Here is a 23,545-nt window from a genome sequence, read left to right as displayed (position 1 = left end):
CCCTCAGTTGTAGATGATGTGGAAGTAGAAGAAGCGGCCGTAGTCGTCGATCTCGGTGCGGAAGCGCCCGTTCGGACCGGTGCTGTAGGTCGGCTGGGTGTTGAACAGGTTCTTGGCCTCGTACTTCAGCGTCACGTGCCTGCTGACCTTGTGGCTGAAGGCCATGTTGAAGGTCATGTACGGGTCGTAGTACGAGTCCAGCCACTGGGTATCGCCGAAATCGACCAGCATCCGGCTGCGATAGGTTCCGGACAGGCGCAGTTGCGAGCTCCTCCACGGCATGCGCCAGATCACCGAGCCATTGAGCGACCAGTCCGGCTGGTACAGCAGGCGGTCCAGGCGCCGCTCGGTGCCATCGGTGATGCGGTAGTTGGTGCGGCCTTCCAGCCGCGTGGCGTTGAAATACATGTCGAAGCGCTGGCGGCCCCACCGCAGGTTGCGGTTGGCCACCGCGAACTCGACGCCATGCAGCGTGGACTCATCGGTGTTCATCGGCTGGGTCACCCGGTAACGGGTGTCGCCCACGTTCTCGAAGGTGGTCAGGGTGTAGATGTCGTCCTTGATCACCTTGTCGAACAGCGCCACAGAAACCAGGCCGTTGTTGCCGTTGAAGTACAGATCCCAGGCCAGGTCGAGGTTGGTGGAACGGCGCGGCTGCAGGTCCGCATTGCCCTGCTTGATGGTGCAGAAGCCCCTGCCTTCCTCGTCGTCGCCACAACTGGTGCTGGTGGCCTGGGCGATGTTGCTCGGCGTCGGCCGGCCCAGCGTGCGGCTTGCAGAGAAGCGCAGGCGCTGGTCCTCGCTCAGCTTGAAGGTCGCGTTCAACGAAGGAAGCAGGTTGTTGTAGCCGCCACTGGTCGTGCGGAACGCCGGACTGTAGGTGGTGCCACCGTCATCGCTGAACGGGCTGTACGCATCGAAGCGGGTGTGGTCGTAGCGCAGGCCGCCGATCAGCAGCAGCCGGTCCCACGCGTAGTGCGCGGACACATAGGCGTTGGTGATGTCCTCCACGTACTTGTAGTCGCTGGTGAAGTTGGCATTGGGATACGCCGCATTGTTGTTGCCCAGTTTCGGCAGCAGTTGCTCGTTCCACTTGCGGTTGTCGATCAGCGGGAAGCCCGGCACGCTGCCCAGCAGCGTCGAACCCGGATACAGGTAATCGTTGAGCGTGGCACTGCTCTTGAAGTAGTCGAAGTCGATGTCCTGCCAGATCTTCAGGTGGCGGTATTCGGCGCCGGCGCCCAGGCCGAAGCCCCGCGCATCGGCGTCGATGTTGTAGCTGACGTCGGCGCGCAGGTTATCGATGCTCTCCCTGGCGTTGCGGGGGGAGACGTAGGCCTGCGCAGGATTGAGCTTGAACGCGGAGCTGGTCAGCAGGCTGGAATCGGATACCGCCACCGCGTTGGGGAACCCGTGGCTGTCGTTCTCGTAGTCGACGAACAGATTGCTGGGGTAGGCGCGCACGCCCCAGTAGACCTGGTTGTTGTGGAAGGTCTCTTCGGTATGGCCGCCACGCAGGGTCAGCCGCGAACGCTCGCCGATGTCCCAGTTGAAGCTGGCGATCGCGCCCCGGTTGCTGCGGTCCCAACGGTCGTGGCGGTTCTTGATGTAGATGCTGTTGATCTGGGTGGTGCCGCTGTCCTCGGTCTGGTTGCGGATCGGGAACTTGGCATTGCCATACAGATCGGTCTTGTTCATCGTCGAGTTCTCGTAGAACCGGTACGAGTACAGCAGCAGCGATGCGTAGAGCGGGTCATCCGAGGGCTTCCACTCAAGCTTGGCGGAGCCGCCGAAATTGGTGATGAAGTTGGTATAGGTGCCGGTGCTGAAGTTGCCAGGCGCGCGCAGCCCGTTCCAGCCCTTGGCTTCGTCCGGCCCGGTGGTGCCGTCGGTGAGGTACTTGCCAGCGTCGTTGTAGTAGTAGTTCGACTCCACCCAGCGCTTGACGCTGTTGCGCGAGCGTTGCTCGTAGCGGGCCACCGCGACGATGCCGAATTCCTGGTCGGCGCCGAACGGGCTGGAGAACACCATCTTGGCGCTCTTGCCGAAGTGACCGAGCGTCTCGTGGTTGCCGCCAGCGCTGCGCTCGACGTTGGTCTCGGCGGTGGAATAGATGCCTGCCACATCGGCAAACACGTACTTGCCGGACCGGTCGAAGGCACTGCGGCTGATGATGTCGATCACACCGCCGATCGCGTCCGGTGCCTGCTCCGCACTGAAGCTCTTGTAGATGTCGGTGCGGGTACCGATGTCGCTGGGAATCAGCTGCAGGTTGTTCATGCGTTCACCCGACCCGCTGCCCCCCACGCTCGCAATGGCGATGCCATCGATGGTGGTGTAGTTGAGATTGGCCTGCACGCCGCGCACGGTCACGTAGCGAGGCTCGCCGGCATCTTCCACCGCACTCAGGCCGGGCGCGGCCATCAGGCTTTCGGCCAGGGTTTCGTCGCCGTAGCTGTCCATCTCATCGTAGACCACCGAATCCTTGATCACCGGCGAGGTCTTCTTCTGGTCGATCACCTCATGCGCGGCAATCACCTTCACCGTGCCCAGCGTCGGCGCGACCATCGCCTCGGCTTCGCGCGGCTTCGGTACGGCTGGCTTCGGCGCGTCGTGCACGGGGGTCGGGTCGATGGCGATGACATTGCCATCCACCACGGTATAGCCCAGTCCGCTCCCCGCCAGCAGTGCATCCAGCGCCTGCCTGACGGTGGCACCGCGCGGCACCGCACCGGCCATGCGGGCATCGCCATCGGCCGAGTACAGGAACTGGACGCCGGAACTGCGCGACAGCTGCTCCAGCGCGCGCGCCAACGGCTGTGCCGCGATCGGCGTGGACACGCGCGCCTGCAGGCCATCGGGCGCGGCAGCGACGGCCGGTGCCACGCTACAGGGAGACAGGGCGAGGATGATCGACAGGTAGAGCGTGTTGCGCATCACGGGTCCTTGCAGGAGAGAAGACAGCAGGCGCCGCTGCGTGGTTCGGCAGCGGCTTCTCCCATGTAAGAGCCCGCGTCTGCCGAAGTGGAGAACGCGGATTCGATGAATTTTTTCTGACAGCCCGCGCCCACACGGGTTCAGCGGCTGCCGACCCGCACCGTATCGCCCTCGCGCCGCACCACGAAACGCGGGTCGCGTTCGAGGAAGGCCTGCAGCGCACCGATGCGATGCGCATCGAGACTGCCGGACAACCGCGCCGATGCCGCGCCTTCATCCAGCACGCGTACCTGCACCTGGTTGTGCCGATTGAAGGCAGCAGCCACTTCGTCCAGGCGCTCGTCAAGGAAGGACACTTTGCGCTGCTGCCAGTCCAGCAGCATCGACAGTGGCATGTCCAATGACTCCACCGCATGGCTGCGCGCGTCGACCTGCACCACCCGGCCCTGCCCCAACTGCGCCAGGCGGTGGGCGCCCGCGCCCTGGCTCCAGACCTCGACCTCGCCGGAAACCACACCGATGCGCGTGCTCTGCAGCCGTCGCGACACGTCGAAGACGGTGCCGATGTCTCGGATCTCCAGGCCGTTCACTTTCACCTCGAATGGACGGCGGTCGCGGGCGATGTCGAACGTGGCCTCACCCTGCAGCAGCTCCACCTGGCGACCGAACCAGCCCATGCGCACCCGCAGGCGACTGTCCGCGTTCAGTCGCACCTGGGTCTGGTCAGGCAGCACCAGGTCGCGCAGTTCGGCGTGACCGGTGCCATGGATCTGCTCGCTCGGCATCATCCAGGGCAGCAGGCCTGCGGCCAGAACGCCGATGCAGGCCGCCGCCATCCTCCAGCGCGCGCGGCCGTAGCGTGGCGTGGTGCCCGTCGGCGCTGGTGCAGTGCCGAACAGGGGCACGACCTTCGCCGACACCGGCGATGCCACCGGCAACGCTCCGGGCACCTGCGACTGCAGCGCCTCGCCCACCTGCCGGTGCAACGCGAGAGCACGCAGGTAGGCGCGCACATGCTCGGGCGAGCGCTTCATCCATTCCAGCAACGCAGCGCGTCCCGCTGCATCCAGCGTTCCCTCGCGATTGCACAGGAACCAGTGCGCCGCCTCACGGGCGACCTGGTCGTCCAGCCACCGCGATGGATCCCGGTTCATGCGCGCTCCCTGGCGCGCAGCGCCTTCCTGCAGGCTTCCAGCCCCTTGCCGATGTGCTTGCGCACCATGTGCACCGACACCTGCAGCTGCTGGCTGATTCCGGGGCAGTCCAGCCCGTCGCGGTAGTGCAGTTCCATCACCCGCCGGGTGGTCGCCGGCAGCTGCTCGATGGTGCTGCGGATGTCGTTCCAGCGCTGTGCGCGTTCGAACTCGCCTTCGATGTCTTCTTCGCTCTTCAATACTTCGGCCAGCAGATCGACGTCTTCCAGTGGCGGCAACGACGAGCGTGCGCGTGCATGCTCGCGCGCCAGGTTGGCGGCCACGGTGAACAGGTAGGCTTCCGGATTCTCGACCGCATCGGCGTGCTCGCCGGTGCTGCGCAGCAGGCGCAGGTAGACCTCCTGTGCCAGGTCTTCGGCATCCTCGCGGGCCGAGCCGCGGCGCAGGAAGAAGCCACGCAGCAGCCGGCGCCGCAGTTCGTAGCGCTGCTCCCAGATCCTCACGCTGTTCACGGCCGGCCAACCCTCCGCAGGCTGGAAAGCCCCGCAGGGTGACGGTCGTCGATGACAGGGGCGTTTCAGCGAGCGGCGGGCAACCGCTAGACTGCCGCCCCCGCCACCGCGGCGACCCGCACAAGGAGTGCTCCAATGAACGCACGCACCGCCATCAATACCCTCAGCAGCCTGCTGTTCCTGCTGCTGGTTGCGCACACCACGGCCTACCAGCAGCAGATGTGGCCGCCCAGCCGGGTCGTCCACGTGCATCCGGTCGTCGTCGCCCTCGCCTACGCGCTTGGGCTGCTGACGCTGCTGCTGTGGATCGCCGGCCCGCGTGCGCCGGAGACCACCCAGCGGCTGGCGCGCGGGCTGCCCATCGTTGCCTGGTGCCTGCTGGCCATCGGCGTGGCGATCATTCCGGTGTTCTTTCCCGGCCTGCTCCCGGGCTGATCGGTTGGCACGACCGGCGCACTGCCGATGATACGGCGCGCGGCGCCAACCCCGGCTTTGCAGAGACCCAAGCCCGCGCCGCCTATCGACGCCGGCTGCGCGGGCCTAGGCTGGCGCTCTCGGTGACCGCCACGGTCGCCCTTCGCGTCACGGCCCCGCCGTTGCGACCCCGCTCCAGTGCTGTGCGCCCTGCCGGTGTTGTCGCCCCGGTGGATGTCCGACCGGCGCCCTCTGGAGACAGCCATGAACCCAACCCCGATCCCCTTCGATACCGACCCGCTGGAGACACGCGAGTGGCGTGAATCGCTGGAGGCGGTGATGCAGGCCGGCGGACGGCCGCGCGCGCACTACCTCATCGACCAGCTGAGCGAGCTGGACACCCAGCAGCACGGCGATCTGCATGCCCGTGCCTGGACCGCCTACGTCAACACCATCCCGCCCGAGCGCCAGCCGGCCTACCCCGGTGACCTGGCCATCGAGCGCCGCCTGAACGCGATGATCCGCTGGAACGCGATGGTGATGGTGCTGCGTGCCGGCAAGCACTCGAACGTCGGCGGCCACATCGCCACCTACCAGTCGGCAGCGGTGCTGTACGACGTGGGCTTCGACCACTTCTTCCGTGGCCGCACCGATACCTTCGACGGCGACCTGATCTACATCCAGGGCCATTCGGCACCCGGCATCTATGGCCGCGCTTACGTGGAAGGCCGTATCGACGCGGCAACGATGGGCAATTTCCGCCGCGAAGCCTATCGCGAGGGCCTGTCTTCATACCCACATCCGCGCCTGATGCCGGAGTTCTGGCAGTTCCCCACCGTATCGATGGGACTGGGCCCACTCACCGCCGCCTACCAGGCGCGCTACATGCGCTACCTGGAGTACCGCGGCCTGAAAGAACACCAGGGGCGCAAGGTCTGGGCCTTCCTTGGCGACGGCGAGATGGACCAGCCCGAGTCGCTTGCGGCGATCTCGCTGGCCGGCCGCGAGCGGCTGGACAACATCGTGTTCGTGGTCAACTGCAACCTGCAGCGGCTGGACGGGCCGGTGCGCGGCAATGCCAAGGTCATCCAGGAGCTGGAAGGCACCTTCCGCGCGGCCGGCTGGAACGTGATCAAACTGATCTGGGGCAGTGGCTGGGACGACCTGCTGGCCCGTGACCACGACGGCCTGCTGCGCCGGCGCATGATGGAATGCGTGGACGGCGACTACCAGACCTTCAAGTCGCAGAATGGCGCCTACGTGCGCGAGCATTTCTTCGGCCGCTATCCCGAGCTGCTGGAGCGGGTCGCACACATGAGCGACGACGACATCTGGGCGCTGGCACGTGGCGGCCACGATCCGCAGAAGGTGTTCGCCGCCTACCAGCAGGCAGTGCAGACCCGCGGCCGCCCGACCGTGATCCTGGCCAAGACGGTCAAGGGTTTCGGCATGGGCGAAGCCGGCGAAGGCCAGAACATCAACCACCAGCTGAAGAAGATGAGCGCCGACGCGGTGCGCGCCTTCCGCGACCGCTTCAACCTGCCGGTCAGCGACGAGCAGCTGGAGGAAATGCCGTATCTGCGCCCTGAGCCGGGCAGCCCCGAGGCCGCCTACTTCGCCGGGCGCCGCCGCATCCAGGGCGGCCAGCTACCTGCGCGCCTGGCCAGGGTCGATCCGCTGCCGCTGCCGCCGCTGTCGATCTTCAACACCCAGCTGCAGGGCAGCGGCGATCGCGGCCAGTCCACCACCATGGGCTTCGTGCGTATCCTCACCAGCCTGCTGAAGGACCCGGAACTGGGCAAGCGGGTGATTCCGATCGTGCCCGATGAATCGCGCACCTTCGGCATGGAAGGCCTGTTCCGCCAGATCGGCATCCACTCCTATCTGGGCCAGCTGTACACCCCGCAGGACGCCGGCCAGCTGAGCTACTACAAGGAAGCCAAGGACGGCCAGATCCTGCAGGAAGGCATCAACGAATCCGGAGCGATCTGCTCGTGGATTGCCGCCGGCACCGCCTACAGCAACCATGGCCTGGCCACGATCCCGTTCTACATCTTCTATTCGATGTTCGGCCTGCAGCGCGTCGGCGATCTGGCCTGGGCCGCTGCCGACGCGCGTACGCGTGGCTTCCTGCTCGGCGCCACCTCGGGCCGTACCACGCTGATGGGCGAAGGCCTGCAGCACGACGACGGCCACAGCCACGTGCTGTCGTCGGTGATCCCCAGCTGCGTGTCCTACGACCCGACCTACACCTACGAGCTGGCGGTGATCATCCACGACGGCCTGCGCCGCATGTATGTCGAGCAGGAAGACATCTACTACTACATCACCGTGCTCAACGAGAACTACCCGCAGCCGGCACTGCCCGAAGGCGCCGAGGCCGGCATCCTGAAGGGCCTGTACCTGCTGCATCCGGCAGCCGCCGACAACGCTTCGCAGCCGCGCGTGCAGCTGATGGGCAGCGGCGCGATCCTGCGCGAGGTGGAAGCCGCGGCCGACCTGCTGCTGCAGGACTTCGGCATCGCCAGCGATGTGTGGAGCGCGACCAGCCTGACCGAACTGCGCCGCGACGGGCTGGCCGCTGAGCGCTGGAACCTGCTGCATCCGGCCGAGGAACCGCGCGTACCCTACGTGCAGCAGTGCCTGCAGGGCCATGAAGGCCCGGTGGTGGTGGCCACCGACTACATGAAGATCGTCGGCGACCAGATCCGCCCCTTCATCAACGACCGGCGCTTCATCGCGCTGGGTACCGATGGCTTCGGCCGCTCGGATACACGGGAAGCGCTGCGCACGTTCTTCGAAGTGGATCGCCACTTCATCGTGCTGGCCGCCCTGAAGGCCCTGGCCGACGAAGGCCGCATCGAGCGCTCGCGGATGCAGGACGCCATCGACAGGTACCGCATCGACACCGGCAAGCGCGACCCGGCCACAGTGTAAGACAGCCCTGCTCACTACGCCCGTCGCGGGCGTGGTGAACGCCGCAACGCTACGGCATGCGCTTGAACAGGTTGGTCTGCAGGATCGGTGTACCGTCGTGGGCGTAGAACGCCTTGGTCTCGGTCATCGTCGCGTGGTCATCGGCCACCGTGTAGATGCGGGTGGAGGCCGGGGTGCCGTGGTCCACCAGCTGCATCACCAGCGTATTCGGGGCCGGCAGTTTCAGGTTGGCCCTGTCCGCGCCGTAGGTGCCGGACAAGGCACCCGGCGTGCCATCCAGGGCCAACGTGCCGTCGGACTTCATGGTCTTGCCGTCGTGCAGGACGATGTCCACGTGCGAGCTCCAGCGGCCACCCCCGGCATCCCTGAACTCCAGCACCACCCGCTTCGGGCGCTGCGCTTCGGGTAATGCCGAGGTCGCTGTATCCAGCGACCAGCGCCCCAGCAGCGGCGACGGGGATGCCTCCCCGGCCAGTGCCGACGCGATCGGCAGCGAGCACGCACACAACAACACCGCGGACAACAGCTTCATACGTTGCTCCGTTCCAGTGGAGAAGGCACTGCATTGACGGGTGGCGGGGGCACCGCCTCGGATCGTGCACGGCATCGGCGGGCCGCGCAAGGCGCGGGCGACACGCGCCGCCCCCCCTTCTTGTCCACCCAAATAGTTACGTTATAACATTTCACTTCACCTTCACGGATCGCATCATGCGTCGCCACCTGCTTGCCTCAGCCATTCTGTTCGCCGTCCACACCGCCCACGCTGCGGACGCGCCCACCCTTCCTACCCTCCAGGTCCAGGCCGCCCCGCCCTCGCGCATCGACAGCCGGGCCACGGTCGACCATCCGCAGGCCCAGAACCGCACCCTCGGCAACCTGCTCGAACATGTCTCCGGCGTGCAGAGCAGTGCCTTCGGGCCGAACGCGGGTGCCCCGGTCATCCGCAGCCTCAGCGGCAACCGCGTGCAGATCCTGCAGGACGGCCAGTCCATCCTCGGCATGAACGCGATCAGCGGCGACATCAACATTCCGTTCGATCCCCTGTTCGTGCGCAGCGTCACCGTCAACAAGTCCTCGGACACCGTGCGCTATGGCGGCAATGCGATCGGCGGCAGCGTGGACATCGATTCGGGCCTGATCTCGCGCAGCATGGAGGACAAGGACCAGTCGATGGAACTGGTCCTGCGCAAGGGCTTCAATGCTGCCGACGCGCAGGGCTTCCGCATGAACTTCAACAACCAGCGCAACCTCTCGACCAACCTGCAGGTCTCGCGCCAGCGCATCTCGCACTACGACATCCCCGGCAACAGCAAGGCCGCCGTCTGCAACACCCGCCTGTTCCCGCCGACCGGCGGCGTCAACTCGGCGCTGGCCGACAGCTGCCAGAAGGAGGCACGCGTCCAGCAGATCTACAACAAGGCCTCGCAGCCCTACATCGACCAGTTCATGACCGAGAATCCTGACTGGGCCGATGGCGATTTCTCGTTCTACACCAACAGCCCGACCTCGGTCTGGCAGCGCCGCACCTATATCAACCCGGTCAACCCGGCCTATGTCGCTGGCACGCCGTCGTATGTGCAGAAGCAGATCAACAACGATGTAACGCCCGATTACCATCACCGGCTGGGCAACAGCTATGCGCGCAGTTCGCAGGTGGCCGCCGGCTCGACCCTGTTCTTCGATCGCGGCTACGTCGGTGTCAGCATCGATGCCAAGGACAGCGAGTACGGCGTGCCGGGCTTTTCGATGCAGAACCTGTCATTCGGTTCGAACTACGCCGACGGCCTGCCGGTGGGCGTAGTGATCAGGCAGGAGCGCTACGCGCTGGAAGCCCTGCTGCGCGATCCGCTGCCGTGGTTCGAGCGTGCGGAACTCCGGGTTTCCAGGCTGGACAACACTTCGGGCGAGCGGCTGGGCGCCACCAGGGCCAACGACTACGATTTCGAGAGCACCCAGGCCGAAATGCTGCTCAGCCATCAACGCATCGGCCCGCTCAGCGGCCTGCTCGGCTTCAGCCACCAGTCGCGTGACGTCACCGGCAGCGGCTCGCAGCGCTACCTGCCTGACGTCGACACCCGCAGCAATGCGGTGTTCCTGAAGGAAACGCTGGACTTCGGTTGGGTCGCGTTCGATGCCGGCGTACGCCAGGAGCGGACCGATCACACGCTTCAGCCCAGCCGCTTCAAGACCGCGCGCAATGCCGCCAACACGAAACTGCAGGATCGCGCCTACCGGCTCAACAGCTACAGCCTGGGTTCCTATGTGGAGCTAGGCCCCTTGTTCGCCGCCAAGCTGCGCTACGCGTCCTCGCAGCGCGCACCGGAGATCAACGAACTGTATGCCAGCAACGCGCACTATTCGGTGATGACCCAGGAAGAAGGCAACCAGAACCTGGAGCCAGAGCACGCGAAGAATCTCGAACTGACCGGCCTGTTCCACCTCGGTGGTTTCGAACTGTCGGCCACCGCCTACCGGATGAAGTACGAGAACTATCTCTACCTTGGCTACTCCGGCCTGCAGACCGCCAACCGCCTTCCGTTGAAGTACTGGAAGCAGACCGACACCACGGTGAAGGGGTTCGAGATCGACGCATCGCAGGCACTGGATCTGGGTCGATACGGCACATTGAACGTCTCCGCCTTCGCCGACCTGGTGAAGAACAAGGCCGACCACCCTGATTCACTGCGCGCCCACAACGATGGCGAGTACCTGCCGAACATGCCGACCAACCGCTACGGTGCCAGCCTGCAGTGGCAGCGCCAAGGCTGGAAGGCGCAACTCTCCAGCACGTACTACGGCACGCAGAAATACCTCGGCCGCAACGTCAGCGAAGAAGTGCCGCTGGATGCATTCAACCTGGTCGACCTGCAGGTCAGCCGTGAACTTCCGGTGCGCAACAGTTACGTCGCCGGCATGGAGGTGTTCGTCAACGGCAGCAACCTGCTCAATGAGGAAGCGCGTCCACACAACTCGCCGCTGAAATACATCGCGCCGTTGCCGGGGCGTGGTTTCCAGGTCGGTGTGACGGTACGGCTCTGAAGACCGGCCATAAAGAAAAACGCCTGCAGATCGAGGATCTGCAGGCGCTTCTTTGTATCTGGCGGAGTGAGAGGGATTCGAACCCTCGATAGAGCTTTTGACCCTATACTCCCTTAGCAGGGGAGCCCCTTCGGCCACTCGGGCATCACTCCGGGGTTTTCTCCGCGTCTGGTGCGGTGCACCTCAGCGGGGCGTGAATCATAACGTTAATCGAGTGCGAAGGTAAAGCGTTATTCGGCAGAATTTTCGCTGCCGGTGCCACCGGCTTCGTCACCGCGCTGGATGCGCTGATAGATCTCTTCGCGGTGCACAGCGACGTCCTTCGGTGCAGTGATGCCGATACGCACCTGGTTACCCTTGACGCCAAGCACGGTGACGCTCACCGAGTCACCGATCATCAGGGTTTCGCCGACGCGGCGAGTCAGGATCAACATTTTTGTAAGTCTCCATGGAACCGTGTGGAAGGGTATCCCCCACCGGCTTGACGCTCCGTCAAGAAGCGCTACCACGACAAAGGGAAAAGATTCGCAATGGTACCGTCAGCCGTCCCGCTCCTACAAGGAGGGGGACGGCTGGGTTCATCACAGGCGGGGGCTGACCCATTCGACGACTGCAGCCAGCGCAGTGGCAAGGGCGGGCCCGTCCTCACCACCACCCTGGGCGAGGTCCGGGCGTCCGCCGCCCTTGCCCCCGATCTGACTGGCAATGTGGGACAACAGTTCCCCGGCCTTGACCTTGCCCATTGCGCTGCCGTTCACGCCGGCCACCAGGGCCGCCTTGCCGTCCTGGGCGCCGGCCAGCACGATCACCGCGTCGCCCAGCTGCTGCTTCAGGCGGTCCATGGCATCGCGCAGGGCCTTGGCGTCAAAGCCTTCCAGGCGGGCGGCCAGCACCTTCACACCGGCAACCTCGACCGCCTGGCCGGACAGGTCGGCGGTAGCGCCGGCGGCGACCTTGGCCTTCACCGCCTCCAGTTCGCGCTCCAACTGCTTCTGGCGCTGGCCGAGGGCACGGATCTTCTCGACCACGTCGGCGGCGCTGCCACCGAGCAGTTCGGCGGCTTCGGCCAGGCGGGCCTCCTCGGCGTCCACGTAATCCAGGGCGCCCTGGCCGGTGACCGCCTCGATACGGCGCACGCCGGCCGAGACACCGCCCTCGGAGGTGATCTTGAACAGGCCGATGTCGCCGGTACGGTTGACGTGGGTACCACCGCACAGCTCGGTGGAGTAGTCACCCATCTTCAGCACGCGCACGTGCTCGCCATACTTCTCGCCGAACAGGGCCATCGCGCCGAAGTCCAGCGCTTCCTGCATGCCCATGGTGTGGACTTCGGCCGCGTTGTTGGCGCGCACCTGCTGGTTGACCTTGCGCTCGATCAGCGCCAGTTCTTCCGCGCTGATCGGCTGGAAGTGCGAGAAGTCGAAACGCAGGCGGTCCGGAGCGACCAGCGAGCCCTTCTGCTGCACGTGCGTGCCCAGCACTTCGCGCAGGGCGGCATGCAGCAGGTGCGTTGCCGAGTGGTTGAGGATGGTGGCGCCGCGGCGCTCGCCATCGACCTGGCCGGCGAGCACGTCGCCGACCTTCAGGCCGCCTTCGGACAGGGTGCCGACATGGCCATGGAACTGGCCGGCGAACTTCTGGGTGTCTTCCACTGCCAGGCGCACGCCGTTGCCGGCAAGCACGCCCGTGTCGCCGACCTGGCCGCCGGACTCGGCATAGAACGGCGTCTGGTCGGTGATCACGATGACCGCGTCCCCGGCCGCGGCCGACTGCACCGGACGGCCGTCCTTGAGCAGGGCCAGTACGGTCAGGCCATCGGCCTGCAGGCGGTCATAGCCGAGGAAGCGGGTCGGGCTGAGCGTCGCCACCAGCTCGGCAGGCAGGCTCACGCCGCCGCCGAACTTGCCGGCCGCACGGGCGGTTTCGCGCTGCTGCTCCATTGCGGCATCGAAGCCGGCGATGTCGACGGTCAGGTCGCGCTCGCGGGCGATGTCCTGGGTCAGGTCGAGCGGGAAACCGTAGGTGTCGTACAGGCGGAAGGCGTCAACGCCCGGGATCACGCCGTTGCTGGCCTTGCCGGCCACGTCCTCGAAGATCTTCATGCCGGCATCGAGGGTTTCGGCAAAACGTTCTTCCTCGGCCTGCAGCGCACGGGTGACGGTGTCCACCGCCGCCGGCAGTTCCGGATAGGCCTCGCCCATCTGCTCGACCAGGGTCGGCACCAGCTTGCTGAAGAACGGCTGGCGCACGCCCAGCATCCAGCCGTGGCGCAGGGCGCGGCGGATGATACGGCGCAGCACGTAGCCACGGCCTTCGTTGGACGGCAGCACGCCGTCGACGATCAGGAACGAGCAGGCGCGGATGTGATCGGCGATCACGCGCAGCGACTTGTTCTCCAGGTCGGCGGTGCCGGTCAGCTCGGCGGCCTTGCGGATCAGCGCCTGGAACAGGTCGATCTCGTAGTTGGTGTGCACGTGCTGCAGGATCGCCGCCAGGCGCTCCAGGCCCATGCCGGTGTCCACGCACGGCGCCGGCAGCGGCACCAGGGAGCCGTCCGGCTGGCGGTCGAACTGCATGAACACGAGGTTCCAGATCTCGATGAAGCGATCGCCGTCTTCATCCGGGGAGCCCGGAGGGCCGCCGGCGATGTGGTCGCCGTGGTCGTAGAAGATCTCGGTGCACGGGCCGCACGGGCCGGTGTCGGCCATCTGCCAGAAGTTGTCCGAGGCGAACGGTGCGCCCTTGTTGTCGCCGATGCGCACGATGCGCTCTTCCGGCACACCGACCATGTCGCGCCACAGCGCGTAGGCTTCGTCGTCGGTCTGGTACACGGTGACCAGCAGGCGCTCGGCCGGCAGCTTCCAGACCTGGGTCAGCAGCTCCCAGGCCCAGGCGATCGCGTCCTTCTTGAAGTAGTCGCCGAACGACCAGTTGCCCAGCATCTCGAAGAAGGTGTGGTGGCGGGCGGTGTAGCCGACCTGGTCGAGGTCGTTGTGCTTGCCGCCCGCGCGCAGGCAGCGCTGGACGTCGGCCGCACGCACGTAGCTGCGCTTTTCCGCGCCCAGGAACACGTCCTTGAACTGCACCATGCCGGAGTTGGTGAACAGCAGGGTCGGATCGTTGCCCGGCACCAGCGGCGCCGACGGCACGATGGTGTGGCCTTTGCCCTTGAAGAATTCAAGGAAGTCGCTGCGGATCTGGGAGGTCGTGAATTTGGCGGATGCGTTCATTGGGGGCTGGCAGTCTGCGGGCCGGCGGGCCCGGACCACCGGCCGCGTTGGCCAGGGTCGCGAGGGACCGCCGAAAACCTAAAGGGTATCAGGCCCGGCGCCGCCAGTCTCAGTCATCCGGGTCATAGCGGGTCGCGCGGCGGATGCTGTCGCCGTCGAAGCCCCGCCGGGCCAGCAGATCAGCGGCCTTGCGCCGCTGCGCCAGGTCCTGCGGACCCGCCTCGCCGAAGCGCCGACGCACCAGGTCGCGGGCGTTTTCCTGCCAGTCGCCCTCATAGCTGTCCATCGCTGCGGCAATCGCGCCACTGTCCAGGCCGTGGGTGCCCAGCTCGGCACGGATATGGATCGGCCCATAACCGGTGTTGGCGCGCATCCTCACCAGGTTCTCGGCGAAACGGGTGTCGTCCTGCCAACCGGCTTCGGTCAGTTTGGCGACAGCGGCCTGCGCGGCTTCGTCTTCAATGCCGCGGGCGGTCAGCTTGCGGGTGAGTTCCTTGCGCGAATGCTCGCGGCGGACCAGCAGGCCCAGCGCACGTTGCACGGGCGTCTGCTCGCGCGGCCGGCGCTTGCGGCCGGTGGGAATGTCATCGGCGTCGGACATCGGTACTCCAAGGGTGGCGCCGTCCGTGGCGCCCTGCCCGTCCCTGGGCGATTCGAACCTGCGGGACAGGGCGACGTCACTGACGGCGCCGCCCTGCCCCACAGCAAGCCTTACTCGTCGTCGCCTTCGTCGTCGCCTTCCTCGCGGGCCGCTTCGGCCGGCTGGAACTTCTCGCGAAGCTCGGCCTCGAGCTTTGCGGCAACGGTCGGGTTGTCGCGCAGGTAGCCACGGGCATTATCCTTGCCCTGGCCGATGCGCTCTTCACCGTAGCTGTACCAGGCACCGGCCTTCTCGACCAGCTTGGCATCCACGCCCATGTCGATCAGCTCGCCTTCGCGGCTGATGCCTTCGCCATACAGGATCTCGGTGATGACCTGCTTGAACGGGGGCGCCAGCTTGTTCTTGACGACCTTGATCTTGGTCTGGTTGCCGATGATCTCGTCACCCTTCTTGATCGCGCCGATGCGGCGGATGTCCAGGCGGACCGAGGCGTAGAACTTCAGCGCATTGCCGCCGGTGGTGGTTTCCGGGCTCTGGCCCGGCATCATCACACCGATCTTCATGCGCAACTGGTTGATGAAGATCACCAGCGTGTTGGAGCGCTTGATGTTGCCGGTCAGCTTGCGCAGCGCCTGGCTCATCAGACGGGCCTGAAGGCCCGGCAGCTGGTCGCCCATCTCGCCTTCGATTTCGGCCTTCGGCGTCAGCGCGGCAACCGAGTCGATCACCAGGATGTCGACCGAACCCGAACGCACCAGCATGTCAGCGATTTCCAGCGCCTGCTCACCGGTATCCGGCTGCGACAGCAGCAGGTCGTCCACGTTCACGCCCAGCTTGGCGGCGTAGATCGGGTCCAGCGCGTGCTCGGCATCGATGAAGGCCGCAGTGCCGCCCATCTTCTGGCATTCGGCGATGGCCTGCAGGGTCAGGGTGGTCTTGCCCGAGGATTCCGGCCCGTAGATTTCGACGACACGGCCCTTCGGCAGACCGCCAATGCCCAGTGCGATGTCGAGCATCAGCGAACCGGTCGGGATGGCCTCGACGGGCTCGACCACGCGGTCGCCCATGCGCATCACCGAGCCTTTGCCGAACTGCTTCTCGATCTGGCCCAGAGCAGCAGCCAAGGCGCGCTTCTTGTTCTCGTCCATCGTATTGGTCCTTGCAGAGGTCATGTCGTTGGGGGTGCTGTCTTTGGGGGTCTTCTTTGCCATGGGTTCACTTTAAGTCGGACGTATCGCACAGGCTGAGATTCTGCCCGGCGCTCTGAAAAGAATTATCGGACATCCGTACCAACCTCAGTGGAACCAGAGAATCGCCACAAAAGACCGCGGGTAATGCGCTATGGAACAGGTCAACGGTTGGGCCGAAGCAGGCCGCAATAGAGGCCCTCGATTGCGAAGTCCTGGTCGGGCAGCACCTCGATCGGCTTGTAGTCGGGGTTGCGCGGCAGCAGGCGGATGCGGTCCTTGGCGATCTTCAGCAGCTTGACGGTGATCTCGTCATCGATGCGGGCCACCACGATCTGCCCGGAATGGGCGTCGCGGGTGCGGTGCACGCCGATCAGGTCGCCGTCGAAGATGCCCTCGTCGATCATCGAATCGCCCTGCACCTTCAGCAGGTAGTCCGGCGCCGGCGAGAAGAACACCCGGTCCAGCACCACGAAATCGTCCGAACCGATATCCGCGCCGATCGGCAGGCCGGCCGCGACCCGGCCCAGCACCGGCAGGCGCAGCACACTGTCAGGCAGGCCCGGCTCGGCCAGCGTCTCCACCGGCGGTGCCTGCACCAGGCGGATGCCGCGGGCCTGGCCGGGGATGCGACGGATCGCACCGGCCTGCTCCAGGGCTTCCAGGTGGTACTGGGCCGCGCGCACGCCCTTGAAGCCGAACGCACGTGCGATTTCAGTCTGCGACGGCGGTGCGCCATCGCTCTCGATACGCTCGGCGATCAACTGCAGGATCGCCTGCTGGGTGTCGGTCAGGTCCATGGTTAGTAGTATTACTACTAACGTTCGGATCTGCAAGTGCCGGGGCATGCTCGGCGAGCGCGAACGCCCGGCCGGGCGGCAAAGGCAAAAGCAAAGGCAGCCGACCAGCGGTCGGCTCTACGGGAATCGCTGCGCGATTCCGCGGCAAGCACGCTAAGCGTGCTTGCCGCTTCTCCAGATCGAGAACAGGATCCATACGCCGCAGAAGCCGGCGCCGATGAATCCGCATACGCCCAGCGCCAGCAACCAGCGGCTGGAAACCCCTCCGACGCTGTGCATCACGATCGACGAGCCGATGATCAGCGCGGCCGTGATCACGCCCACCACCAGTCGGTTCGCGGCTCGGTTCACCTGCTCGCCGAAGCCCTGCAGCGCGGTGGTCTCCACCTTCAGCTGGAGGCGACCACGGCGCGCCGCCTGGACCAGCTTGCGCAGGTCACGCGGCAGTTCACCGGCGAAGTCGACCAGTCCCAACAGGCTGCGGCGGCCGCGCTTGAGCAGCGCCCTGGGGGCATAACGCTGCAGCACGACCCGCTCCAGGAACGGACGCGCGGCGCTGGCCATGTCGAAATCCGGATCCAGCTGCCGGCCCATGCCTTCCAGGGTCAGGAAGGCCTTGATCATCAGGGCCAGGTCCGCCGGCAGGGTCAGGCTGTAGCTGCGCAGCAACTGGGTGATGTCGCCCAGCATCAGGCCGATGCGCAGGTCCTTCAGCGGCACGCCCCGGTACTGGTCGACGAACTGGCTGATGTCATGCTGAAGGCGGTTCTCGTCCACTTCCACGCCGCCGGCCCAGTCCAGCAGTACGTCCGCCACGCCCTGCGGGTCCTGCTCGACCAGGCCGTGCAGCAGTTGCGCGACCTGGAAGCGGCGCACTTCGGACAGCGCGCCGACCATGCCGAAGTCGATCACGCCGATGCGGCCGTCCCGTAGGTAGATGATGTTGCCGGGGTGCGGATCGGCGTGGAAGCTGCCGTCCTCCAGCACCATCTTCAGCACGATGCCGGCGCCACGCCGTGCCAGTTCGCGCCGGTCCAGGCCCGCCGCATCGACGCCGGCCAGATCGCGGCCGGGAATGCCCTCGACGAAGTCCTGCACGTTCAGGCTCTCGCAGGTCCACTGCCAGTGCACCCTCGGAATCAGTATGTCGTCACGGCCGCTGAAGTTGCGCGCGATGCGTTCGGCATTGCGGCATTCAGCAGCGAAATCCAGCTCGCGGCGCAGCGATACGGTGAACTGCTGCACGACCTCGGCCGGGCGATAGCGACGCAGGTCCGGCAACCGGGCCTCGACGATCTCGGCCAGCCGCGCCAGCAGCCGCAGGTCGGCCTCGACCACGTCGCGGATGCCGGGACGCCGCACCTTCAGCACCACCTCACGACCATCATGCAGCCGGGCGCGATGGGCCTGCGCCAGCGAGGCGGCGGCCATCGGGGTTTCATCAAGGAAGACGAATACCTCCGCCGGCGACGCGCCCAGGTCGGCTTCGAGCTGCCCGCGGATCTCGGCGTACGGCAGGGCCGGCACCGCGTTCTGCAGTTCGGACAGCTCGGCAATCCACTCCGGCGGCAACAGGTCGACGCGCGTTGCCAGCACCTGGCCAAGCTTGACGAAGGTCGGGCCAAGATCCTGCATCGCGCTGCGCACGCGCACCGGTGCGGTCATCCGCAGCAGTTCCTGGCGGTCCTCGTTCCAGTGCAGCAGGCGCCCTGCCCGCTCCAGCGTGGTGGCCAGGCCGATGCGCCGCACCACGTCGCCGAAGCCGTAGCGGATCAGGACAACGGCGATTTCCTGCAGTCGGCCCAGGTCACGGACCGTGCCCAGCGTTTCCCACATCATGCGTGCTCCGGACGGTTACCGGGGCAGCATGTCACAGCTGGGCGTCGATACCGCGCAATGCCGCCGCCACGGTTTGCCGGCGGACGGCTTCGCGGTCGCCGTCGAACTGGAACAACTCGGCGCGGGCGTAGCCGCCCCGACGCTTCCAGCCGATCCAGACGCTGCCGACCGGCTTGTCCGGGCTGCCACCGCCAGGGCCGGCGATGCCGGTCACCGCGACGGCGATGCCGGCGCCGGAGTTGACCAGTGCGCCGGACACCATCTCCAGCACGGCTTCGCGACTGACCGCGCCGAACTGCTCCAGTGTCTGCGCGCGCACGCCCAGCAGGCGCTGCTTGGCCTCGTAGCTGTAGACCACCATGCCGCAGTCGAAGAACGCCGAAGAACCGGCGATGTCGGTCATGCACTTGGCGATCCAGCCGCCACTGCAGCTCTCGGCGGTGACCAGCTGCAGCGAAGCCTGCTGCAGGCGCTGCCCGAGCGCGGCGGACTGGGCATTGAGATCGGCGTCGGTGGGGATGGACATCGGCATGACGGTGGGGTGAAGAACCCCGTTGTACCGCAGATGACAGGCGGATGTCGCGCCCCTCCGGCACGGCTGCGTTGCCGGCCAGCGGCCGGCACTCCCCGGCATCGGCCGCTAGCTCACCACTCCGGCAGTTTTTCCGGCAGCAGCGCCCGGATCGGGCCGCCATCGGCACTGGCGGCCAGCTTTTCGGCTTCGGCGACCGGCAGGTCGACCTGCAGCAGCCAGCCGTCCTCGTCGGCCTGCTCGCTGCGGATCACTTCCAGCTGATGCAGGCGCGCACGCAGGCGGCCGGCATCCGGCGGCAGGCGTAGTTCGCCGGTGACATGCTGCAGGCCCAGCCGCTTGCCCAGCACCGCCTGCAGCAGCTCCAGGCCCTGCCCGTCACGCGCGGAGATCCACACCCGTTCACGGCGCGACTCGTCCGGAATTCCGTCCTGGCCATCGTGGCGGACATCGGCACCTTCGATGCGGTCGATCTTGTTGAACACCAGCAGCTGCGGCAGATCGCCGGCACCGACCGCGGTCAGCACCTCGTCCACCTGGGCGATGCGCTCCTCGCGGTGCGGATCGGCGGCGTCGACCACGTGCAGCAGGAAATCGGCCTCGCGTGCCTCGGACAGCGTCGAGCGGAACGCGGCGACCAGATCATGCGGCAGGTCGCGGACGAAGCCGACGGTATCGGCCAGCACTACGTTGCCGCCCGGCACCGCGATGCGGCGCACGGTCGGATCCAGCGTGGCGAACAGCTGGTCGGCCGCATAGGCCTCGGCGCCGGTCATGGCGTTGAACAGGGTCGACTTGCCGGCGTTGGTGTAGCCCACCAGGGCCACGCGCGGCAGCTCGCTGCGCACACGCGCACGGCGCATCTGGGTGCGCTGCACTTCCACCTTTTCCAGGCGCTTCTGCAGCTGCTCGACCCGCTTCTGCAGCAGGCGGCGGTCGGTTTCCAGCTGGGTTTCACCCGGGCCGCGCAGGCCGATCGAACCGCCGCGCTGGCGCTCCAGGTGGGTCCAGCCGCGCACCAGCCGCGTGGCCAGGTGGCGCAGCTGCGCCAGCTCGACCTGCAGCTTGCCTTCGTGGCTGTGCGCACGCTGGGCGAAAATGTCCAGGATCAGGCCGGTACGGTCGATCACCCGGCGCTCGAGGAAGCGCTCAAGGTTGCGCTCCTGGCCCGGGCTCAACGCGTGGTTGACCAGGATCAGGTCGGCACCGCTGGCATCGGCCGCGGCCTTGATCTCGTCCAGCTTGCCGCTGCCGATCAGGGTTGACGGATTCGGACGGTCCAGGCGCGCAGTGATCGTCGCGGCGATGCTGGCCCCAGCGGAGCGGGCCAGATCACCGAATTCTTCCAGCACATCGTCTTCCAGCTTGCCGAAATGGGGCTGGATCAACAGGGCGTGCTCGCCCTTTTTCGAGCGGTCAAACATTCACCGCTCCGGTATTACTCGTCTGCTTCATCACCTGCCTGACCACCTTCACCGGACTGCACGTAACCACCACCCGGGCCGACCTTTACATTGCGTGCCGGAACCACCGTGGAAATGGCGTGCTTGTAGACCATCTGACTGACCGTGTTGCGCAGCAGGACCACGAACTGGTCGAACGACTCGATCGTGCCCTGCAGCTTGATGCCGTTCACCAGGTACACCGAAACCGGCACGCGTTCGCGCCGCAGTGCGTTCAAGAAAGGATCCTGCAGCGATTGCCCCTTGGACATTGCACACTCCTGATTATTGTTCTTATTGGGTTGCCGACGGTTGCCACGGCCCCCGAGCCGCCCGCCGACCGACGATGTTACACGGCTGGCGTCGGTTCAGCGTGCGACGAAGGTCGACACCGCGCCAGCCAGGCGCTCGTGGTCGATATGGGGGTCGAACCAGCGCGCATCAAGCTCCCCGCGCAGCCAGGTCAGCTGGCGCTTGGCCAGCTGGCGGGTGGCGAAGATCGCCTTGTCACGGAAACGGGCGGCATCGCCCTCCCCGTCCAGGTACTCCCACGCCTGGCGATAGCCGACCGCGCGCACGGCCGGCAGGTCCAGCGGCGCCTCCACTGCGGCCATTTCCGGCATGGCGCGCAACGCCCGCACCTCGTCGAGAAAGCCCTGCGCCAGCATGGCGTCGAAGCGCGCCTCGATGCGCTGGTGCAGCACCGCGCGGTCACGCGGGGCCAGGATCAGCTTGAGGGTGCGCACCGGCAGCGGCGCCACGCCAGGCCGGCGCTGCCATTCAGTGATGGGGACGCCGGTCAGGCGAAAGACCTCCAGCGCGCGCTGGATGCGTTGCGGGTCGGTGGCATGGATGCGCGCGGCCGCGGCGGGATCGACCCTGGCCAGCTCTGCATGCAGTGCCGCCCAGCCGCGCTCGGCGGCTTCGGCGGCCAGCACCGCTCGCACCCCAGGATCGGCCTCCGGCATCGGTGACAGGCCCTGCAGCAGTGCACGGAAGTACAGCCCGGTGCCACCGGCCAGGATCGGCAGCTTGCCGCGCGCCACGATGTCGGCCACGGCCCGGCCGGCATCGGCGGCGAATTCGGCCGCCGAATACGCCTGCCAGGGGTCGCGCACGTCCAGCAGATGGTGCGGCGCCTGCGCGCGCTCGGCCGCATCGGGCTTGGCCGAGCCGATGTCCAGGTGGCGGTACACCAGCGCCGAATCGACGCTCACGATCTCGCCATCCAGCTGCTGTGCCAGGGCGATCGCCGTGGCGGTCTTGCCGCTGGCGGTGGGGCCCATGACGGCGATCGCCAACGGACGCCGGTCGATGGCCATCAGTCTTCGTCCGGCCAGCGGATCGTCGGCGCGGCATCGGCACGCGGCGTCGGCACGGCCTCGACCGCCTGCCAGATCTTCAGCGCGTCGACGGTGGCCGCCACGTCATGCACGCGCACGATGCGCGCGCCGCGCTGGACCGCGATCAGGTGCGCGGCCACCGACGCCGCCACCCGCTCGGAGGGCGTGTCGCGGCCAGTGAGTTCGCCCAGGCTACGCTTGCGCGACAGGCCGGCCAGCACCGGCACGCCCAGTTCCAGGAAGCGCTCCGAGCGCGCCAGCAGGGTCATGTTGTGGGCGGTGGTCTTGCCGAAGCCGAAACCGAGGTCGATCAGCAGGTTCTTCTTCGCGATGCCAGCCATTTCCGCGGCGAACAGGCGCTGCACCAGGAAACCGTGCACCTCGGCAACCACGTCGTGGTAGTGCGGATCGGCCTGCATGTGGCCCGGCTCGCCCTGCATGTGCATCAGCACCACCGGCACACCGGCTTCGGCGGCCGCCTCCAGCGCGCCGTCCTGGCGCAGGGCGAAGATGTCGTTGATCATGCCGGCGCCAGCGGCCACGGCCGCGCGCATCACCTCCGGCTTGAAGGTGTCGATGCTGATCGGCACCCGCGTGCGCGCAGCCAACTGCTCGATCACCGGAATCACCCGACGCAGCTCTTCCTCGATCGAGACCGGCGCGGCGCCCGGGCGGGTGGATTCGCCGCCGATATCAAGCAGGTCCGCCCCCTCCTCGACCAGCTTCAGTCCATGCGCGACCGCAGCCTCGGTGGTGTCGTGCGCGCCACCATCGGAGAACGAATCGGGGGTGACGTTGACGATGCCCATGACCCGGGCACGGTCCAGGCGCAGGATGCGGCCGGCGCAATCGAGCTGGGGCGAGGTATCGAACATGGGCAATCCTGCTGGGGCAACGAGGCGTAGTTTAAGCTGCGGCCCGGACCCTCGCATGCGCGCCGTTGTTCCCGCACCCGCTTGGCCGCAGGCGCTGCGGCGCGCCCGTCCGGGCAGTGACATACGGTGGGGATGTCCGCGCCACCGAAGCGGGCACGGACATCCGAGGGTGGCGACAGCGCCCTCAGAAATCGCCGAGGCGCGCGTTGTCCGTCGGCGCGGCCAACCAGCCGGCAAGGTCTTCGCCAATGGCGCTGACGGTGCGATCGAGCACGGCACAGGACCCCTTGAAACCGCCGAACGCCCCGCCGCGGGACACGCGGCGTGCGGTCACCGTCGCGACCTGGTGGCCATCCTCGAACAGCACCCCACGCACGGCGGCGGACTTGAAGTGGCCGACGAAGGCGTTTCCTGCGCTCTGCGCTTCAACCAGCTCAAGCTTCAGTGAACGTCCGTTGCCGCTCTCGGCACCCACCGGGCCGGGCACGACGGTATTGCCGTGACGAGTAGCATGGGTGGACAGCGACTGCACCAGCGTGGTGCCGATGCTGCACTCGTTCCTGATGGCGTCGGCGATGATCGCCGAGTCCGCGAAAGGAACCGGCTGTGCGGTGCGGATGTCTGCGGCAGCGGCGGGTACGGCGATGGTTGCCAGCCCTGCGAGGGCCAGCGGAAGCAGCAGTTTCATGGTGTTCCCCTGTAA

Annotated in this window: 19 protein-coding genes and 1 tRNA gene; 3 read left to right on the top strand and 17 right to left on the bottom strand. The window is 66.7% G+C overall.

Annotated elements, in window-relative coordinates:
- Positions 1-3 precede the first annotated feature (3 nt).
- The 3 genes from LRM18_RS14280 to LRM18_RS14270 form a co-directional block, all read right to left on the bottom strand.
- Entirely contained in the window at positions 4-2,937 is a 2,934-nt protein-coding gene (locus LRM18_RS14280) for a TonB-dependent receptor (protein WP_270954860.1), read from the bottom strand.
- Positions 2,938-3,077: 140 nt separating this feature from the next.
- Entirely contained in the window at positions 3,078-4,091 is a 1,014-nt protein-coding gene (locus LRM18_RS14275; RefSeq protein ID WP_270954859.1) for a FecR domain-containing protein, read from the bottom strand.
- Positions 4,088-4,603 (bottom strand): sigma-70 family RNA polymerase sigma factor, encoded by a 516-nt coding sequence (locus tag LRM18_RS14270; RefSeq protein ID WP_049469036.1) that lies wholly within the window; start codon positions 4,601-4,603, stop codon positions 4,088-4,090. The genes LRM18_RS14275 and LRM18_RS14270 overlap by 4 nt, the downstream gene beginning before the upstream one ends.
- A 135-nt stretch (positions 4,604-4,738) precedes the next feature.
- Between LRM18_RS14270 and LRM18_RS14265 the strand changes: the two genes are divergently transcribed.
- A complete protein-coding gene (locus LRM18_RS14265) occupies positions 4,739-5,038 on the top strand; it encodes a hypothetical protein (protein ID WP_057493854.1) in 300 nt (99 codons plus the stop codon).
- 243 nt (positions 5,039-5,281) lie between these two features.
- Positions 5,282-7,954 (top strand): pyruvate dehydrogenase (acetyl-transferring), homodimeric type, encoded by a 2,673-nt coding sequence (gene aceE, locus LRM18_RS14260; protein WP_270954858.1) that lies wholly within the window; start codon positions 5,282-5,284, stop codon positions 7,952-7,954.
- 49 nt (positions 7,955-8,003) lie between these two features.
- Here the strand turns inward: aceE and LRM18_RS14255 are convergent, their stop codons facing one another.
- Positions 8,004-8,486: a hypothetical protein gene (locus tag LRM18_RS14255; RefSeq protein ID WP_049469030.1), complete on the bottom strand. Its 483-nt coding sequence runs from the start codon at positions 8,484-8,486 to the stop codon at positions 8,004-8,006.
- A gap of 176 nt (positions 8,487-8,662) precedes the next feature.
- On the opposite strand from LRM18_RS14255, the gene LRM18_RS14250 reads away from it, so the two are divergent.
- Positions 8,663-10,993, top strand: coding sequence for a TonB-dependent receptor (locus LRM18_RS14250; RefSeq protein ID WP_270954857.1), 2,331 nt, complete (start codon positions 8,663-8,665; stop codon positions 10,991-10,993).
- A 59-nt stretch (positions 10,994-11,052) separates the two neighbouring features.
- Here LRM18_RS14250 and LRM18_RS14245 read toward each other — a convergent pair.
- The 13 genes from LRM18_RS14245 to LRM18_RS14185 all read right to left on the bottom strand — a co-directional run bounded on the left by LRM18_RS14245 (position 11,053) and on the right by LRM18_RS14185 (position 23,530).
- Positions 11,053-11,145, bottom strand: a tRNA-Ser gene (locus LRM18_RS14245).
- A gap of 78 nt (positions 11,146-11,223) precedes the next feature.
- Positions 11,224-11,427, bottom strand: coding sequence for a carbon storage regulator CsrA (gene csrA / locus LRM18_RS14240; RefSeq protein ID WP_004152909.1), 204 nt, complete (start codon positions 11,425-11,427; stop codon positions 11,224-11,226).
- A 147-nt stretch (positions 11,428-11,574) separates the two neighbouring features.
- Positions 11,575-14,223, bottom strand: a complete 2,649-nt coding sequence (gene alaS / locus LRM18_RS14235) for an alanine--tRNA ligase (RefSeq protein ID WP_150827255.1) — start codon at positions 14,221-14,223, stop codon at positions 11,575-11,577.
- 109 nt (positions 14,224-14,332) lie between these two features.
- Positions 14,333-14,824: a recombination regulator RecX gene (gene recX, locus LRM18_RS14230; RefSeq protein ID WP_049469023.1), complete on the bottom strand. Its 492-nt coding sequence runs from the start codon at positions 14,822-14,824 to the stop codon at positions 14,333-14,335.
- Positions 14,825-14,934: 110 nt separating this feature from the next.
- On the bottom strand, positions 14,935-15,972 hold the full coding sequence (gene recA / locus LRM18_RS14225; RefSeq protein WP_049420399.1) for a recombinase RecA: 1,038 nt from the start codon (positions 15,970-15,972) through the stop codon (positions 14,935-14,937).
- Positions 15,973-16,175: 203 nt separating this feature from the next.
- Positions 16,176-16,811: a transcriptional repressor LexA gene (gene lexA, locus LRM18_RS14220; protein WP_046429914.1), complete on the bottom strand. Its 636-nt coding sequence runs from the start codon at positions 16,809-16,811 to the stop codon at positions 16,176-16,178.
- A 153-nt stretch (positions 16,812-16,964) separates the two neighbouring features.
- On the bottom strand, positions 16,965-18,647 hold the full coding sequence (gene ubiB / locus LRM18_RS14215; RefSeq protein ID WP_270954873.1) for a 2-polyprenylphenol 6-hydroxylase: 1,683 nt from the start codon (positions 18,645-18,647) through the stop codon (positions 16,965-16,967).
- Positions 18,648-18,681: 34 nt separating this feature from the next.
- Positions 18,682-19,176: a nicotinamide-nucleotide amidohydrolase family protein gene (locus tag LRM18_RS14210; RefSeq protein ID WP_053463576.1), complete on the bottom strand. Its 495-nt coding sequence runs from the start codon at positions 19,174-19,176 to the stop codon at positions 18,682-18,684.
- Positions 19,177-19,295: 119 nt separating this feature from the next.
- Positions 19,296-20,606: a ribosome rescue GTPase HflX gene (gene hflX / locus LRM18_RS14205; protein WP_049469021.1), complete on the bottom strand. Its 1,311-nt coding sequence runs from the start codon at positions 20,604-20,606 to the stop codon at positions 19,296-19,298.
- A 14-nt stretch (positions 20,607-20,620) separates the two neighbouring features.
- Positions 20,621-20,896 (bottom strand): RNA chaperone Hfq, encoded by a 276-nt coding sequence (gene hfq / locus LRM18_RS14200; protein WP_004152891.1) that lies wholly within the window; start codon positions 20,894-20,896, stop codon positions 20,621-20,623.
- Positions 20,897-20,992: 96 nt separating this feature from the next.
- Complete coding sequence (miaA, locus tag LRM18_RS14195; RefSeq protein WP_103281743.1) at positions 20,993-21,946, bottom strand: tRNA (adenosine(37)-N6)-dimethylallyltransferase MiaA; 954 nt, start codon at positions 21,944-21,946, stop codon at positions 20,993-20,995.
- The gene (folP, locus tag LRM18_RS14190; protein WP_064238111.1) at positions 21,946-22,842 is read right to left on the bottom strand and encodes a dihydropteroate synthase; all 897 of its coding nucleotides are present in this window, start codon (positions 22,840-22,842) and stop codon (positions 21,946-21,948) included. Before folP ends, miaA begins: the two co-directional genes overlap by 1 nt.
- A 184-nt stretch (positions 22,843-23,026) precedes the next feature.
- Complete coding sequence (locus tag LRM18_RS14185) at positions 23,027-23,530, bottom strand: hypothetical protein (protein WP_150827257.1); 504 nt, start codon at positions 23,528-23,530, stop codon at positions 23,027-23,029.
- Between the last annotated feature and the right edge of the window lie 15 nt (positions 23,531-23,545).

Origin of the sequence: Stenotrophomonas sp. PI_27 (assembly GCF_027854495.1) — a bacterium.
GTDB lineage: Bacteria > Pseudomonadota > Gammaproteobacteria > Xanthomonadales > Xanthomonadaceae > Stenotrophomonas > Stenotrophomonas pavanii.
The sequence above is the reverse complement of the archived record's forward strand: the minus strand, read 5'-3'. Positions and strand labels throughout refer to the sequence as shown.

What these genes read in the sequence shown, in the direction of transcription:
- LRM18_RS14280 (WP_270954860.1), bottom strand. Translation starts at nt 2,937, where the DNA reads ATGCGCAACACGCTCTACCTGTCGATCATCCTCGCCCTGTCTCCCTGT.
- LRM18_RS14275 (WP_270954859.1), bottom strand. Translation starts at nt 4,091, where the DNA reads ATGAACCGGGATCCATCGCGGTGGCTGGACGACCAGGTCGCCCGTGAG.
- LRM18_RS14265 (WP_057493854.1), top strand. Translation starts at nt 4,739, where the DNA reads ATGAACGCACGCACCGCCATCAATACCCTCAGCAGCCTGCTGTTCCTG.
- aceE (WP_270954858.1), top strand. Translation starts at nt 5,282, where the DNA reads ATGAACCCAACCCCGATCCCCTTCGATACCGACCCGCTGGAGACACGC.
- LRM18_RS14255 (WP_049469030.1), bottom strand. Translation starts at nt 8,486, where the DNA reads ATGAAGCTGTTGTCCGCGGTGTTGTTGTGTGCGTGCTCGCTGCCGATC.
- LRM18_RS14250 (WP_270954857.1), top strand. Translation starts at nt 8,663, where the DNA reads ATGCGTCGCCACCTGCTTGCCTCAGCCATTCTGTTCGCCGTCCACACC.
- csrA (WP_004152909.1), bottom strand. Translation starts at nt 11,427, where the DNA reads ATGTTGATCCTGACTCGCCGCGTCGGCGAAACCCTGATGATCGGTGAC.
- alaS (WP_150827255.1), bottom strand. Translation starts at nt 14,223, where the DNA reads ATGAACGCATCCGCCAAATTCACGACCTCCCAGATCCGCAGCGACTTC.
- recX (WP_049469023.1), bottom strand. Translation starts at nt 14,824, where the DNA reads ATGTCCGACGCCGATGACATTCCCACCGGCCGCAAGCGCCGGCCGCGC.
- recA (WP_049420399.1), bottom strand. Translation starts at nt 15,972, where the DNA reads ATGGACGAGAACAAGAAGCGCGCCTTGGCTGCTGCTCTGGGCCAGATC.
- lexA (WP_046429914.1), bottom strand. Translation starts at nt 16,811, where the DNA reads ATGGACCTGACCGACACCCAGCAGGCGATCCTGCAGTTGATCGCCGAG.
- ubiB (WP_270954873.1), bottom strand. Translation starts at nt 18,647, where the DNA reads ATGTGGGAAACGCTGGGCACGGTCCGTGACCTGGGCCGACTGCAGGAA.
- LRM18_RS14210 (WP_053463576.1), bottom strand. Translation starts at nt 19,176, where the DNA reads ATGTCCATCCCCACCGACGCCGATCTCAATGCCCAGTCCGCCGCGCTC.
- hflX (WP_049469021.1), bottom strand. Translation starts at nt 20,606, where the DNA reads ATGTTTGACCGCTCGAAAAAGGGCGAGCACGCCCTGTTGATCCAGCCC.
- hfq (WP_004152891.1), bottom strand. Translation starts at nt 20,896, where the DNA reads ATGTCCAAGGGGCAATCGCTGCAGGATCCTTTCTTGAACGCACTGCGG.
- miaA (WP_103281743.1), bottom strand. Translation starts at nt 21,946, where the DNA reads ATGGCCATCGACCGGCGTCCGTTGGCGATCGCCGTCATGGGCCCCACC.
- folP (WP_064238111.1), bottom strand. Translation starts at nt 22,842, where the DNA reads ATGTTCGATACCTCGCCCCAGCTCGATTGCGCCGGCCGCATCCTGCGC.
- LRM18_RS14185 (WP_150827257.1), bottom strand. Translation starts at nt 23,530, where the DNA reads ATGAAACTGCTGCTTCCGCTGGCCCTCGCAGGGCTGGCAACCATCGCC.